This is a genomic window from Pseudomonas sp. 3MAES_34.3B, assembly GCF_058145875.1.
Genome location: NZ_CM176960.1, coordinates 4,014,052 through 4,028,351 on the forward strand (window position 1 = coordinate 4,014,052; position 14,300 = coordinate 4,028,351).

Consider the following 14,300-nt stretch of genomic DNA (forward strand, 5'->3'; position numbering starts at 1 on the left):
GACTCCGGTTACCAGCTGCCATAGGGCACACCGTATTTTTCGATGTAAGCCTTGGACACGTCATCGAGCAGGTAATAGTGCCCGTCGGACTGACCGTTGTACGGGCCGGCCTCGACGACGCGGCCTTGAACGCGGGCTATGGGGACAGAGCTCAGGCAGGGGCCGGTGATCCACATGCACACGATGCCGCCAGGCGCCAGGCCGAGCACCACGGCGAAGCGGTGGTCGGTGATCCATTTGCCGTCGAAATCGCAATACACCCGCTCCGCCTGCTTCATGGCCTTGCGGGTGGCAGCGTCCACAGGGATAAAGCCTTCGTAGGTTTGCTGTTCCACCAGCGACTGCCAGCGCACATAGATCCACAGCGGCAAGTCTGCGCCAAGCACGTGCTTGCCGGCCCCCCAGGCGGGATCAATCGGCCAGCCCTTCGGGTCGGCCTTCAAGCTGGCAGGGCTTGTGATTGCCGCCACCCCTGACATCGCCCGCTTGTACACGCGGCCACGGGCATCGGCGACATCCACCGTTTCGATCCACACGTCCATATAAGGGCGTGTGAACAGACCGATCCGCCAAGCATGGTAGGGAAGCCCATGCGGCCCCTTGGCGCAGGCGCTTAATGCCAGCGTGGCTATCATAACGAGCAGCAGGCCCGCCCCGCGACACCGGTTACCAGCTGCCATAGGGCACACCGTATTTCTCGATATAGGCCTTGGACACGTTGTTCAGGTCGGGATATTGGTTGCCGTACCGTCCGCCGTATGGGCCGGCTTCAACCACGTGGCCTTGAACCCGCTTCACGGGCATCGGTAGCGTACATTGCCCACCAAGCCACACCTGAGCGATGCCTCCGGGGGCCAGGCCGATGTTCACGGCATAGGGGTAGTCGGTGATCCATTTGTCATCAAACTCACAAAAGGCCTTTTCACCCGTGACCATGGCCTTGCGCATGGCCGCATCGACGTGAATGAAGGCTTCGTAGGTTTTAGGCTCGACCAGCGACTGCCAACGCACGTAGATCCACAGCGGCAGAGCTGCGCCAAGCACGTGCTTGCCTGCCCCCAAACCAGTGCTCTCGATCCAACCCCTGGGATTGGCGTCCAGCTTGGGAGGGCTGCTCATCGATGCCACGCCGGACACGACCTGCTTGTACACCTGGCCTCGGGCATCGGCAACATCCACGGTTTCGATCCACACATCCATGTAAGGCGGGGCCAGCGCGCCGATATACCAGGAGTCGTAGGGAAGCCCGTTGGGGCCTTTGGCACAGGCGCTCAAGCTCAGAGTTGCGATCAGTGTGAGCCACCGCCACAGGCTATTCATTGGGATATTCGGCACGCCGCCCCCCACTTGCCGGGCGGTTGATAAACAGCACGGACAGGTCGGAGTTGTTCTTGCCGCGGGCGGCGTTCCAGTTGGCGGACAGGTGAATGTAATAGCGGCGCAGCAGGTCCATCTCGGCCTCGGTGAGGGTATCGGGGGCTTCCCCCAGGGCGTAGGCCGTCAGCTTGCGCGAGATGGGTTTTAGCTCCGCTGGCAGGGCCAGTTTGGGTTTGTCCTTGATCGAGCCAAAGGGCACGCCCGCCCGCACGGCCAGCTTGCGCATGACGCGCAAGTAGACCAGCGACAACGCCCCGCGCACCACCCGCTTGCTGACCACCGCGGCGTACACCCGCTTGAGCCGGCGCGCGTCCTGGTGCGGGTTGTACGGCAGGGCGATGGCCCAGGGCTGCACGCTCAACGGTTGGCCGGGCTGGGTGAACGCATTGCCGTACGGTGGCATGTGAGCCTCAACCTGGCGCTTCGCCGTGCGCCAGGCCTGAGATTCCCGGGCCGGTTGCTCATAGGGTATTTCGCTGTGCTCGGGCCGGGTGAGCAGTACGGTCTCCCTGATCGCCGGCGGGTAGCCGCCGCCCAGGTCCGAATGGGCGCCAGGCACGCGAATGTCGTGGTCGCTGAGCATTACCGAGAAGTTGTGGCGGAACTCGTGCTGGGCCACCAACTGCACAATCTTCTTCGCACACCCTGGCGCCAGGCGCAGGTCGAGGCCCGGGTTGTGGCCATCGTGAGGGGTGAAATCACCCCGCAGCGGGTTGGAAATCCCGGGCACCGTGTCGAACAGGCCGATAAAGTTGATGACGAAGTCCTGGCCATGGCGCCAGTTAAAACCTTCGGCCAGCCCTGAACCCCGAACAGGTATCACCTTGGCGAAGCGGCTACGCGATGCTTTGAGCAGCTCATTGGCACAATGACGGGCGGCCGCCGCGCCGCGGCTGAACCCGAACAGGTCTAATTCGAGGCGGCGAATGACGAGGCCGGGGTTATGGCGCCTCAGCTGTCGCAGCTTTTCCACCACCAGCGGCGGCGCCTGCTCCACCCGCGCCGCCGCACCGGTAGCTCCAATCCCCAAACCCTGCCCGTACAGCGAATCGGGTTGGCCGCTGCTGGTACCAATGCCTTCCAGGTATACCTTGACGGCGGCCTCGCGAGCATCGTTCTTCAGCGGCGTATTGGCCTCATCCACGTACAAATCATACAACCGCGCCACATTGCTCGAGGCATTCCCATAACTGCTGTCCGGCACGCCACCGGCGCCGTCAAAGCCTTCCTGGGTACAGTACGCGCTGATTTCCCGTGCCTGTTGTTCGGTATAACCCACGTCGCTCGCCTGGCAGTCGGCGGTGAGTTCGGCGTTAGCCATGTTGTTCCCGGTGCCGTCGAAGAACAGCCCGATCCGCACGATGATGCCTTCGGCAGGTTCTTCCTCTTCTTCTTCCTCGACAAGCTGCTGGCCAAGCGTTGCGGCCGGCGGGGCGGTCACCCGGGTGGGCGATACGACGCCGGGCGTACTTGAACGCGTGGCAGCGGCCCGGTACCGCCCGGCGCCCATCTTCCCCATGCCCACCAAAGGCAGCGAAGACGGGCCGAAGTCATAAGATATGCTGGTCTGGTTGGCGATCAGGGTGGGCGCTGGCGAGCATTGGCATTGGCACTGGTCGCCTTCCAGCGCGCATTGTGCTTTGTCCACGTAAGCATGCCGATGAGGGCCGGTGCACACGATCACGCCCACGGTGCCGCAGGCGGGGCACTCCACCTTGTCGCCTTCGCACGCTATCGGCCGGCCCTCCAGCTTGCACGCGGGGTTGCCGCTGATGACAGTGCCGCCGGCGGTGGTTTTGTCGCCGCGAAAGATGTGATAGCACTTCATGCCCATCGCTCCGGGCAGTGAGAGGCACAGGCGCGAAGAGGCAGTGAAGGCATGGACGGGGCTCCGGAAACAGGCGCAGAACGCGCAGGAGCCGCCATGCTAAGGAAGCGGAACGGGGCTGGATGCCGGAGGATTCTCTATGTGTTGTGGGAAAATTCCATCAGGGCGTTCATTGCCCGTGGTTACGCTGATAGGTCTCTTGCCCCATCGCCTGTATCTGCCCTTCGATCAGTGCGTCGAACGGGGCCAGCAGCGGCTGAAACGAGGCAGGCACTTCGAGCACTTCGAGCGCGGCAACGATCGCCTCCACGGTAGATAGCGCACCTGGCCCCGGGGCCTTGCGCAGCCGGTAGCGGGACGGCGCAGTGTCAATTAGGCATACCCGTGGCAAGGCAGCCAGCGCCGGGTTGAGGTGCAACAGCTTGCGGGCCTTGCGCCAGGTGCCGTCCAGCACGATCAATTGCATCGGCCCTGCCAGCTGTCCGGCCACTGGCGTTGAGCCTTCTCCCGGAAACAGCACATACGCGGGCCCCTCGTGCGCTTCCCACAACGCGGGCGGCACCTGTTCGGTGACCACCAGTTCGCTGTTCAGCAGGCCCAAATGGGCCAGGCGCGCAGTGTTCAGGGCATGGTCCGCTTCGCTGGGGTGCTGAAGGATCAACACCCGCGTGCGGCTGGGCAGCTGAGGGATCAGCGCACACAGGCAATGGCCTTCCGGGCGCTGACAACGAGGGCAATGCAGACGGGGCATGAATATCTCTAAAGCGGATCTAATGACTGAAGCGTTCCGCCAAGCCATGTAAATACTCCGCCATACGCTCCAGCTCATGGCTGATCTGCGCACCCTGCCTGGCCTGGCCGGCGCTATGGTCGCACAACTGGGCGATGCGGGTGATCTGCTGGTTGATGTCCTCCACTACGTGGCTTTGCTCCTCGGAGGCGGTTGCCATCTGCTGGCTCATGTTGGTGATGCGCGCCACGGCTTCTGAAATGCCGCTGAGCGCGCCTTTCACGGCTTCCACGCTGCCCATGCTGGTGTGTGAGATCTGGCTGCCCCGGCTCGCGGTCTGCACCGCACGTTCAGCGCCGGCCTGCAGGGAGCTGATGATCTGATGAATCTGCTCGGTGGAGGTACGGGTGCGCATGGCCAGCGAACGTACTTCGTCGGCCACCACTGCAAAGCCCCGGCCTTGCTCGCCCGCGCGGGCGGCTTCGATGGCGGCGTTGAGCGCCAGCAGGTTGGTTTGCTCGGCAATGGCGGTGATCACATCGGCCACGCTGCCGATGGACTGGGTTTGCTCGGCCAGTGCATTCACGGCCTGGCCGATGTCCGCCACCGCCGCGCCCATTTCTTCCATGGCCATCAGGCTTTGCCGGGCCAGTTCGCCGCCCTCGCCTGCCAGGCGGTTGGCGTCTTCGGCGGCGCTGGCAGTGAGTTGAACGTTCTGGGTCACTTCCTGAATGGTCGCGGCCATTTGCGCGACCGCAGTGGCGGACTGGTCGGTTTCGTGGCGCTGGCGCTCAAGGGAACCGGCTTGATCCTCGGACAAGGCCGAGGATTCGCCCGCACGCGCCTTTACGCTCAGGCCGGCGTCCACCAAACGAGTGAGCGCGGTTTGCAGGCGTGCCTCCTCGCTCACCATGGCAAGGTCCAGTTGCCCCTGCAGGCCGCTGTTGTCGCTGTAGGTCAACGCCACCAAAGGGCTGGTGAAGGCTTTTGGGTGTTCTGCCAGCGTTCGGCGGATGGCTTGCTGCTGCCGGGCTTCGCTCAACGCAAAGGCCACGGCGATCGCCAGCAGCGTGGCGACCACCGCGATACCGGGAGTGAACCAGGCCCAGCCTGCCAGCGCCACCAGCCCGGCCACAAGGAACGGCCAGGCACGGCTGAGCGTTTGCACGGCCCGGGTTTGGGGGGCGATTGCACCCTTGCCCGCGGCCATTCGCGCATAAAGCGCGGAGGCACGGCGCACCTGGTCGCGGCTTGGCAGAAAGCGCACCGACTCGAAGCCGGCGATGCGGCCGTTCTCGTAGATGGGGGTTACATAGGCGCTTACCCAATAGAAGTCGCCATTCTTGGCGCGGTTCTTCACCACGCCCATCCAGGGTTTGCCCTGCTTGAGGGTTTCCCACATATGGGCAAACACCGCAGGCGGCATGTCCGGGTGGCGTACCAGGTTGTGCGGCTGGCCTATCAGCTCTTCGCGCGTGAAGCCGCTGAGCGCAACGAAGGCATCGTTACAGTAGGTAATCCGGCTGTCGAGGTCGGTGGTGGAAATCAGCCGTTGTTCGGCAGGGAACGTACGTTCACGGTCGGTCACAGGCAGGTTGGAGCGCATGAGCAGCATTCCTTGGCAGGGAAAAGACAAAAGCCCTCAGTGGCGCTTAAGGCTAGCAGAGGGAGACGCGGCGGCGAGAAACCGGGATCCATTCAGAAAAGTGTCGGCGCTGCCTGCGAAATCTTTAGCCGCGGCTGCGGTTATCTCGCCAGCAGCTGGCTTTTAAGCAGATCGCGGAACGTCTGGATCAGCGGCTCCCGAGTGCGGCCCCGGCGCAGGATCAACGAGAACGGCGCCTGATAGCCAAAGGTGGCCGGTGACAGCACACGCAGGTCGCCTTTATCCGCCCACGGCTGGGCGTAGTGCTCCGGCAGGTACCCGATGTAGGCGCCGGACAACACCAGAATCAGCTGCGCCTCCATGCTGTCCACGGTTGCTGCGCTGTGCTTGAAGCCATGCCGGGCCAGCTCGGCCTGGCTCCAGTAGCCCCGCCCTACCATGCGCTGTTGGGTAATGACCTGCTCGGGAATGCGCCGCTCGGCATACAACGGATGCCGGCTGCTGCAGTAAAGCCAGTGCTGCTCGCGGTACAGCGGTTGATACACCAGCCCGCTCATGCGCGTGGAGAATGCCCCGATGGCAAGGTCCAGGCGATTCTCCTGCACGCCCAGCTGCAGCTCGTAAGGGCTTTGTACCGCCAGATGGATATGCACCGCCGGGTGCTCCTGGGTATAGGCGCCGATGGCTTCGGCAAACGGCAACTGGCGATCACCTACGGTGGAGTCGATCACGCCCAGGTTCAGCGTGCCGCGTAGCTCGCCCTTGAGCGCGGCGGCATAGCGTTCGAAGCCTTCCATTTCCGCCAGCAGGCGCAGCGCCTCCTGATGGAACAGCTCACCCTTGCTGGTGAGGCTGAAACCGCCGCGGCCACGGTGGCACAGCACGATACCCAGCGCGGCTTCCAGCTGGCTCATGTAGGTGCTGATGGCAGAGGTAGACAGGTTGAGCGCCTGCTGGGCGTTGGCGAAGCCCTGGTGATGCACCACGCTGGTGAAGATACGCAGCAGTTTCAGGTCCGGAAAGGCATTGGCCATGGCAACACTCGGGTCAGGCAAGGGCAAAAAAGCGAGGAACGCAGCATGCCATTACTTCAGAAATACCTGAACTAAGTTTTTCCTCGGCCCGATTCTTCCGGCGCGGGCGGTTGCGCAGACTCCAGCCATCACGCTTTCGCAGAATGAGGCTTACCGTGGACAAGATTCTCCACCAACCCCTGGGCGGCAATGAAATGCCGCGCTTTGGCGGCATCGCCACCATGATGCGCCTGCCCCACCTGGCCTCGCCGGCCGGGCTGGACGTCGCCTTCGTAGGCGTGCCCCTGGACATCGGCACGTCGCTGCGCTCGGGCACCCGTTTCGGCCCGCGGGAAATCCGCGCCGAGTCAGTGATGATCCGCCCCTACAACATGGCCACCGGTGCGGCGCCCTTCGATTCCCTCTCGGTCGCCGACATCGGTGACGTGGCGATCAACACCTTCAACCTGCTGGATGCGGTGCGGATCATCGAAGAAGCCTACGACGGCATCATCGAGCACAACGTGAAGCCCCTGACGCTGGGCGGCGATCACACCATCACGCTGCCGATCCTGCGTGCGCTGCACAAGAAGCACGGCAAGATCGGCCTGGTGCACGTGGACGCCCACGCCGACGTAAACGACCACATGTTCGGCGAGAAGATTGCCCACGGCACCACCTTCCGCCGCGCCGTAGAGGAAGGCCTGCTGGATTGCGACCGCGTGGTACAGATCGGCCTGCGCGCCCAGGGCTATACCGCCGATGACTTCAACTGGAGCCGCCGTCAGGGCTTTCGCGTGGTGCAGGCCGAGGAATGCTGGCACCGCTCGCTCGCGCCGCTGATGGAAGAAGTGCGCGCCAAGGTGGATGGCGGCCCGGTGTACTTGAGCTTCGATATCGACGGCATCGACCCGGCCTGGGCGCCAGGCACCGGCACCCCTGAAGTAGGTGGCCTTACGACCATCCAGGCGCTGGAAATCATCCGCGGTTGCCAAGGCCTGGACCTGATCGGCGGCGACCTGGTCGAGGTGTCGCCCCCCTACGACACCACCGGCAATACCTCGTTGCTGGGCGCCAACCTGCTGTACGAAATGCTGTGCGTGATGCCGGGGGTGGCGCACCGCTGATGTTCCATAGCTGCAAGAAGCAAGCTTTAAGCTTCAAGCGGCAAGTAACGAGATAAGCCTGAGCCCATGAGCGAACAGCTGCAAGCGGGGAGCTTTAACTTGCAGCTTGCCGCTTGCCGCTTGAAGCTTGCCACTAAAAAAGTGATCGGAGCAGATCATGCATAACAACAACGCGAATCAGAGCATCGGCAAGATTGAAACCTATGGGGTGGAGCAGATCCCGGACAAGGACCGTACGGCCACGCCGCTGGACCTGTTCCGGATGATCTTCGGCGGCGCCAATACCTTTTCCACGGCGGTACTGGGCAGCTTCCCGGTGTTGTTCGGGCTGTCCTTCCAGGCGGGCGCGCTGGCGATCATCGCCGGTGTGCTGGTGGGGGCTTTGATCCTGGCGCCCATGGGCCTGTTCGGCCCTATCAACGGCACCAACAATGCGGTGTCCTCAGGCGCTCACTTCGGTGTCCACGGCCGTATCGTCGGCTCGTTCCTCTCGCTGCTCACCGCGATCGCGTTCTTCTCCATCTCGGTGTGGAGCTCCGGCGACGCGCTGGTAGGTGGCGCGCATCGCCTGATAGGCCTGGCGGAAAACGACCTCACCCTGGGGCTGGCCTATGGCCTGTTCGCGATCCTGGTGCTTACCGTGTGCATCTACGGCTTCCGCTTCCTGTTGTGGGTGAACAAGGTGGCCGTGTGGAGCGCCAGCGTCTTGTTCCTGCTGGGCATGGTGGCCTTCGCCGGCCCGTTCGACCCGCACTATGCCGGCCAGGTTGCCCGTGGCCAGGAAGGGTTCTGGGCAGCCTTCATCGGCGCCGCGTTGGTGGCGATGAGCAATCCGATTTCCTTTGGCGCCTTCCTGGGCGACTGGTCCCGTTACATCCCGCGCACCGCTCCACGCTCGCGCATTCTCGGCGCGGTGGTGCTGGCTCAACTGGCAACGCTGCTGCCATTTTTCTTCGGCCTGGTCACGGCCACCATCGTTGCGGTGCAGGCGCCGGACTATATCGCCAGTAACAATTACGTCGGCGGGCTGTTGGCCATCGCGCCTACCTGGTACTTCTTGCCGGTGTGCCTGTTGGCGGTGATCGGCGGCATGTCTACCGGCACTACGTCGCTGTATGGCACCGGGCTGGACATGTCCAGCGTGTTCCCAAGGGTGCTGAGCCGCGTGAAGGCCACACTGCTGATCGGCCTTATGTCCATTGCGTTCATCTTCATCGGGCGCTTCGCGGCAAACCTGGTGCAGAGCGTTTCGACCTTCGCGGTACTGATCATCACCTGCACCACGCCCTGGATGGTGATCATGTTGATCGGCCTGATGAAACGCCGCGGCTGGTATTGCCCGGATGACCTGCAGGTATTCACCCGCGGCCAGCGCGGCGGCCGCTACTGGTTCCACCATGGCTGGAACTGGCGGGGCATGGGCGCCTGGGTGCCTAGCGCGCTGGTAGGGCTGTGCTTCGTCAACCTGCCTGGGCAATTCGTAGGTGTGCTGGGCGAACTGGCCGGCGGCATCGACATCAGCCTGCCGGTCACGCTGGGGCTGGCTGGGGTGATCTACCTCACGCTGCTCAAGCTGTTCCCGGAGTCGCCGGAAGTGTACGGGCCTGCTTCAGCCAAGCTACCAACAGGCCTGGCTGCCGCAGCGTAGATCACCGAAGAAGCTCAGCGGCGAGGCTGGCGCCGCTTGCGGTCGTCCTCGGTGGGAATTGGAACCGGCTGCATGGGCGGAATCAAACCAAGCGCGACAGCCAGGTCATGCAGCCAGTTGAAGAGTTTGTCTTGCATCACATGCCCCCTTGGGACTTGCCCGATACGGCAACTGCGTGTGCCGTTACTGTACAGATCATAAACCCGAGGGCTGGCCAGCGCATCGCCCACGCTGCGACGAATGATCGCAGTGAGGGCTTTGGCTTACCTGTGGCGACCAACGGTAACCCACCAGCGCCCCTGATAATCCCGTTATCGGCAGCCGGAAGCGTTGCTGAAGGGCAGGTCGCTCCCATGCTGTGTAACGGATGACCTTGCGCGGGATTCAGAGGTTCCACCGGGCGAAGGCCGGGTGATCAGGGGGCAACCTGGGCCTTGTCCGCCAGCTCTACAAAGGTCAGCGGATCGAGGGCATCTTCCTGTTCGTCTAGCACGTCCCGCGGGTGTTCACTGTCCGGGATGCTGCTGTCCAGCAGGGCAAGCAAGCGGGCGCCGTTGGTGGTCAGGCGATAGCCTTGCCCTTCGTTCGTTTCGATGAATTTGCGCTCCAGCAGCAGCGCTTCGTAGCGTGCGGCGTCGGCCTTGAGCGTATCCACGGCAACCGGGGTGGCGCCTTCGGCGGCCTGGGTTTGCGCGAGTTCCTCGGCGGAATGATCGCTGTCGAAGGTTTCTCCGGCAGTGCTTTGCACCTTGTGCAGCAAGCGTTCGATCAAGTCCCAGTTATAGGTAGGCATGGTGCGGTAACTCCAGGAATGTGGGAGGGCACAGCATTCCTGGTTGTGACCGGGCCCCGGGGTGACCGTTCGGTCAGCCCCGGGCAAAGTCATTCGGCCTTGCGCTTCTTCAGCGGGGCCAGGCCGTCCTGGCTGGCAAGGCCCGCGCTGTCCGGCTTGCGCGCGTTCGGCTTACGCTTGGGCGTGGCCTTGGCGGCGGGCTTCTTGTCCTTGTCGGTCTTTTTCTTCTTCACCCCAACGGCCTTGCCTGAAGCCTTGAGCTTCTTCGGCCCGCTGTAGGTGCCTTTCACTTCCTTGATCACCCGGCGCTCGAAGTTCTGCTTCAGGTAGCGCTCGATGCTGGACATGAGGTTCCAGTCGCCATGGCAGATCAAGGAAATCGCCAGCCCTTCGTTGCCAGCGCGCCCCGTACGGCCAACACGGTGAACGTACTCGTCGCCGCTGCGCGGCAGGTCGAAGTTGATCACCAGGTCCAGGCCGTCCACGTCCAGGCCGCGAGCGGCGACGTCCGTGGCCACGAGGATCTTCGCAGCGCCCTGCTTCAAGCGCTCGATGGCCAGCTTGCGGTCCTTCTGGTCCTTTTCGCCGTGCAGCACGAATACCTTGAAGTCCTTCGCCACCAAGTGGCCATAAATGCGGTCGGCCATGCTGCGAGTGTTGGTGAACACAATGGCCTTGCGGTAGGTTTCGTTGGCCAGCAGCCACTGAACGATCGCTTCCTTGTGGGCGTTATGGTCCGCGGTGATGATCTGCTGCTTCACCGACTCGCTCAGGTCACTGACGTTATTGACCATCAGGTGCGCGGGATCTTTCAGCACCTTGGCGATCATGTCCCGCAGGCCCGCGCCGCCGGTGGTGGCGGAGAACAGCAGGGTTTGGCGCTGCGCCGGGCACAGGTCGCACAGGCGGTTCACGTCGTCGGCGAAGCCCATGTCCAGCATGCGGTCGGCTTCATCCAGCACGATCACTTCCACCTGGGCCAGGTCGAGGTTGCCGGCATTGAGGTGCTCGAGCAGCCGGCCTGGCGTGCCGATGAGAATATCCGGCACCTTGCGCAGCATCGCCGCTTGTACCTTGAAGTCCTCGCCACCGGTGATCAGCCCTGCTTTGATGAAGGTGTAGCGGGAGAAGCGCTCCACCTCCTTGAGGGTTTGCTGGGCCAGCTCACGGGTGGGCAGCAGGATGATCGCGCGGATATCCACACGTGGGCGCGCCGGGCCGATGAGGCGGTTGAGCAAGGGGAGCAAGAAGGCGGCGGTTTTACCGCTGCCGGTCTGGGCGGTTACCCGCAGGTCACGCCCTTCGAGCGCTGGCGGAATGGCCGCGACCTGCACAGGGGTCGGCTCGACGAAATTGAGCTCGGCCACGGCTTTGAGCAGGCGTTCATGAAGGGCGAATTGGGAAAACACTGGGGTACTACCTCGAAGGAGAACGTGGAACGACGGCATAGGGTAGCGGAGCTTCGGCCTACAAGCGAGCCGCAAGCGCCCGAGCGGGTGCCCGGGTGACCCGCCGACAGGCTCAGGCCAGCGCCGGGCGGCGACGGCTGATCCATACCGAGGCAAGGATAATCGCGCCACCCAATGCCAGGCGGCCGAGCGGTTCGTTGTGGTTCCAGACCAGCAGGTTGAGCAACAGGCCCACCGGCACGTGCAGGTTATTCATTACCGCCAGCGTGGCGGCGGGCACCTGGCTGGCGCCTTTGTTCCAGGCGTACATGCCGAATGCGGTCGCTATCAGCCCAAGGAACAGCAGCACACCCCACTGCAGGGGCGCGTCGGGAAGCCGGGCAAGATTGCCGAACGCCAGGTAGGCCGGCAATGCCACCAGCAACGCGCCAAGGAAGAAATAGCCGAAGCGATGGAAATGCGGCCCGGGCAGTGGTTGCTCGGCAGCAAGGCGCTTGTACAGCACTTGCCCTGCGGCGTAGGTGAAGTTGGCCAGCTGAAGCAACAGGAAGCCACCCAGGAAGTGCCCGGAAATACCGTCGAAACGGATCACCGCCGCCCCCGCCACAGCCACCAGCGCAGCCAACAACGCCCACGCGTTGAAACGGCGCTCGAAGGCATCCTGTAGAAGGGTTACGTGCACAGGGGTGAGGATGGTGAACAGCAGCACTTCGGGTACCGTGAGCACGCGGAAGCTCAGGTACAGGCACACGTATGTCACCCCGAACTGTAATGCGCCGATCAGCAACAGCCGGCGGGCGAAGGCTGCGGGTACCGTACGCCAGCGGGTAAGCGGGAGGAACACCAGGCCTGCGATCAGCACCCGCGCGAGCACGGCGAAGTAGCTGTCCACGTGACCGGCGAGGTATTCGCCGATCAGGCTGAACGAGAAGGCTTGAACGAGGGTAACGATCAGCAGGTAGGGCATGGCGCGCTTCGGGCAAAGCGCGCGACTTTAACACATTCAGGCAGCTGGCTCAGGCAATGTCCGCCAGCAGCGCACGCGCCTGGCCCAAGCCTTTTTCGAGGAAGTCGGCGCCCATGTTCAGGCCTTCGGCGTGGATGAATGTCACATCATGAATACCGATGAACGCCAGTACCTGGCGCAGGTAGGGTTCCTGATGGTCGCTGGTCGCGCCAGCGTGAATACCACCGCGAGCGGTAAGCACATACGCGCGTTTGCCGGTGAGCAGGCCTTGCGGGCCGGTTTCGGTGTATTTGAAGGTTACGCCGGCACGCAGCACATGGTCGAACCAGGCCTTGAGCGTGCTGGGGATTGCGAAGTTGTACATCGGCGCGGCCAGTACCAGCACGTCGGCAGCCAGCACTTCTTCTGTCAGTTCGTTGGAGCGGGCCAACGCCTGGGCTTCGGCAGCCGTATGATCGGCCTCGGGCTTCATCCAGCCGCCCAGCAGGGTCGCGTCCAAGTGAGGAACCGGTTGGCGCGCCAGGTCACGTACCTGGAGGCTGTCATCCGGGTGCGCGGCTTTCCATTGAGCGATAAAGGCTTGGGTCAGGTCCCGGGAAACCGAACCTTCCTGGCGAGCGCTGCTTTCAATCACTTGTACATGGGACATGGCGAACCTCATTGGAAAGATGTGTTGTGGAATGAGCGCAGGTTAGTGGCCAGCCTATCGATTGAAAAGCGCAAAAAATCGCTACAAAACATCAGTTTTCCTGTTTAATAAGCCATCACACTCTTTCAGGTAGCCCCGATGAAGGCACCCCGCGTAACCCTCGATCAGTGGCGTACCCTTCAGGCTGTAGTCGACCACGGTGGTTTCGCCCAGGCAGCGCAGGCGCTCCACCGTTCGCAGTCCTCGGTGAGTTACACCGTGGGGCGCATGCAAGAGCAGCTGGGCGTACCACTGCTACGCATCGATGGCCGCAAGGCCGTGCTCACCGATGCCGGCGCGGTGCTGCTGCGCCGCTCCCGGCAACTGGTGAAACAAGCCAGCCAACTGGAAGACCTTGCCCAGCACATGGAGCAAGGCTGGGAGGCGGAGGTGCGCCTTGTGGTCGACGCCGCCTACCCCAACGCCCGCCTCGTCCGCGCCTTGACGGCATTCATGCCGCAAAGCCGCGGCTGCCGGGTGCGGCTGCGCGAGGAAGTGCTGTCTGGCGTGGAAGAAGTGCTGCAGGAAGGCATCGCGGACCTGGCCATCAGCGGGTTCAACATTCCTGGCTACCTGGGCACAGAGATGAGCGCGGTGGAATTCGTGGCGGTGGCGCACCCGGACCACCCGCTTCACCGGATGAACCGTGAACTCACCTTCCAAGACCTGGAAAGCCAGTTGCAGGTGGTGATTCGCGACTCCGGGCGGCAACAGCCACGCGACGTGGGTTGGCTAGGCGCTGAGCAACGTTGGACGGTCGGTAGCCTTGCCACCGCTGCCAGCTTCGTGAGCAGCGGGCTGGGTTTTGCCTGGCTGCCGCGGCATGTGATCGAGCGCGAGTTGCGCGAAGCACTGCTAAAGCCGCTGCCCCTGGACCAAGGCGGCAGCCGCCACCCGGTGTTCTACCTGTATGCCAGCAAGGAAAAGCCCCTCGGCCCCGCCACCCAGATCTTGGTGGAGCTGTTACGCAGTTTCGACACCGCGCCCCTGGATGCTCCCTTTGCGGCGCCGCCTTCCACCTGAGCCCATGGCGGTGGAACGTCCGCGCCCAGCGGGCATCCATTAAGGGTATCGAGGGCCTTTTGCGGTACCCTGTGAAGCTGCCTCGGCTGAG

The 14,300-nt window shown here is 63.3% G+C and carries 13 protein-coding genes and 2 pseudogenes; 3 read left to right on the forward strand and 12 right to left on the reverse strand.

Annotation, left to right across the window (positions count from 1 at the left end):
* Window positions 1-8 precede the first annotated feature (8 nt).
* The 7 genes and pseudogenes from AC3Z8Y_RS17810 to AC3Z8Y_RS17840 all read right to left on the reverse strand — a co-directional run bounded on the left by AC3Z8Y_RS17810 (window position 9) and on the right by AC3Z8Y_RS17840 (window position 6,575).
* The gene (locus AC3Z8Y_RS17810; protein ID WP_490086940.1) at window positions 9-680 is read right to left on the reverse strand and encodes a DUF2931 family protein; all 672 of its coding nucleotides are present in this window, start codon (window positions 678-680) and stop codon (window positions 9-11) included.
* Entirely contained in the window at window positions 667-1,320 is a 654-nt protein-coding gene (locus AC3Z8Y_RS17815) for a DUF2931 family protein (protein WP_490086941.1), read from the reverse strand. Before AC3Z8Y_RS17815 ends, AC3Z8Y_RS17810 begins: the two co-directional genes overlap by 14 nt.
* Window positions 1,313-3,205, reverse strand: a complete 1,893-nt coding sequence (locus AC3Z8Y_RS17820) for a type VI secretion system family protein (protein ID WP_490086942.1) — start codon at window positions 3,203-3,205, stop codon at window positions 1,313-1,315. The genes AC3Z8Y_RS17815 and AC3Z8Y_RS17820 overlap by 8 nt, the downstream gene beginning before the upstream one ends.
* Before the next feature lie 169 nt (window positions 3,206-3,374).
* A complete protein-coding gene (locus AC3Z8Y_RS17825; RefSeq protein WP_490086943.1) occupies window positions 3,375-3,956 on the reverse strand; it encodes a tRNA-uridine aminocarboxypropyltransferase in 582 nt (193 codons plus the stop codon).
* 19 nt (window positions 3,957-3,975) lie between these two features.
* Window positions 3,976-4,953 (reverse strand): annotated as a pseudogene (locus AC3Z8Y_RS17830) (methyl-accepting chemotaxis protein); the annotation flags it as partial.
* A 306-nt stretch (window positions 4,954-5,259) separates the two neighbouring features.
* Window positions 5,260-5,550 (reverse strand): annotated as a pseudogene (locus tag AC3Z8Y_RS17835) (PAS domain-containing protein); the annotation flags it as partial.
* A gap of 131 nt (window positions 5,551-5,681) precedes the next feature.
* A complete protein-coding gene (locus AC3Z8Y_RS17840; RefSeq protein ID WP_181111531.1) occupies window positions 5,682-6,575 on the reverse strand; it encodes a LysR family transcriptional regulator in 894 nt (297 codons plus the stop codon).
* A 155-nt stretch (window positions 6,576-6,730) separates the two neighbouring features.
* On the opposite strand from AC3Z8Y_RS17840, the gene speB reads away from it, so the two are divergent.
* Together speB and AC3Z8Y_RS17850 are read left to right on the forward strand one after the other, a co-directional pair.
* Window positions 6,731-7,681, forward strand: a complete 951-nt coding sequence (gene speB / locus AC3Z8Y_RS17845; RefSeq protein ID WP_181111530.1) for an agmatinase — start codon at window positions 6,731-6,733, stop codon at window positions 7,679-7,681.
* Between the two features lie 157 nt (window positions 7,682-7,838).
* A complete protein-coding gene (locus AC3Z8Y_RS17850; protein WP_490086944.1) occupies window positions 7,839-9,329 on the forward strand; it encodes a purine-cytosine permease family protein in 1,491 nt (496 codons plus the stop codon).
* 14 nt (window positions 9,330-9,343) lie between these two features.
* Here AC3Z8Y_RS17850 and AC3Z8Y_RS17855 read toward each other — a convergent pair whose 3' ends face one another.
* The 5 genes from AC3Z8Y_RS17855 to AC3Z8Y_RS17875 all read right to left on the reverse strand — a co-directional run bounded on the left by AC3Z8Y_RS17855 (window position 9,344) and on the right by AC3Z8Y_RS17875 (window position 13,147).
* Window positions 9,344-9,466, reverse strand: coding sequence for a PA1414 family protein (locus AC3Z8Y_RS17855; protein WP_490086945.1), 123 nt, complete (start codon window positions 9,464-9,466; stop codon window positions 9,344-9,346).
* 278 nt (window positions 9,467-9,744) lie between these two features.
* The gene (locus AC3Z8Y_RS17860; RefSeq protein WP_490086946.1) at window positions 9,745-10,122 is read right to left on the reverse strand and encodes a transcriptional regulator; all 378 of its coding nucleotides are present in this window, start codon (window positions 10,120-10,122) and stop codon (window positions 9,745-9,747) included.
* A gap of 89 nt (window positions 10,123-10,211) precedes the next feature.
* Window positions 10,212-11,531: a DEAD/DEAH box helicase gene (locus tag AC3Z8Y_RS17865; protein WP_490086947.1), complete on the reverse strand. Its 1,320-nt coding sequence runs from the start codon at window positions 11,529-11,531 to the stop codon at window positions 10,212-10,214.
* Between the two features lie 112 nt (window positions 11,532-11,643).
* Window positions 11,644-12,498, reverse strand: coding sequence for a carboxylate/amino acid/amine transporter (locus AC3Z8Y_RS17870; protein ID WP_490086948.1), 855 nt, complete (start codon window positions 12,496-12,498; stop codon window positions 11,644-11,646).
* Between the two features lie 49 nt (window positions 12,499-12,547).
* Window positions 12,548-13,147, reverse strand: a complete 600-nt coding sequence (locus AC3Z8Y_RS17875; protein ID WP_490086949.1) for an FMN-dependent NADH-azoreductase — start codon at window positions 13,145-13,147, stop codon at window positions 12,548-12,550.
* 138 nt (window positions 13,148-13,285) lie between these two features.
* Here AC3Z8Y_RS17875 and AC3Z8Y_RS17880 point away from each other — a divergent pair, with 138 nt between their 5' ends.
* Entirely contained in the window at window positions 13,286-14,209 is a 924-nt protein-coding gene (locus AC3Z8Y_RS17880) for a PA3225 family LysR-type transcriptional regulator (RefSeq protein WP_490086950.1), read from the forward strand.
* Window positions 14,210-14,300: the final 91 nt, after the last annotated feature.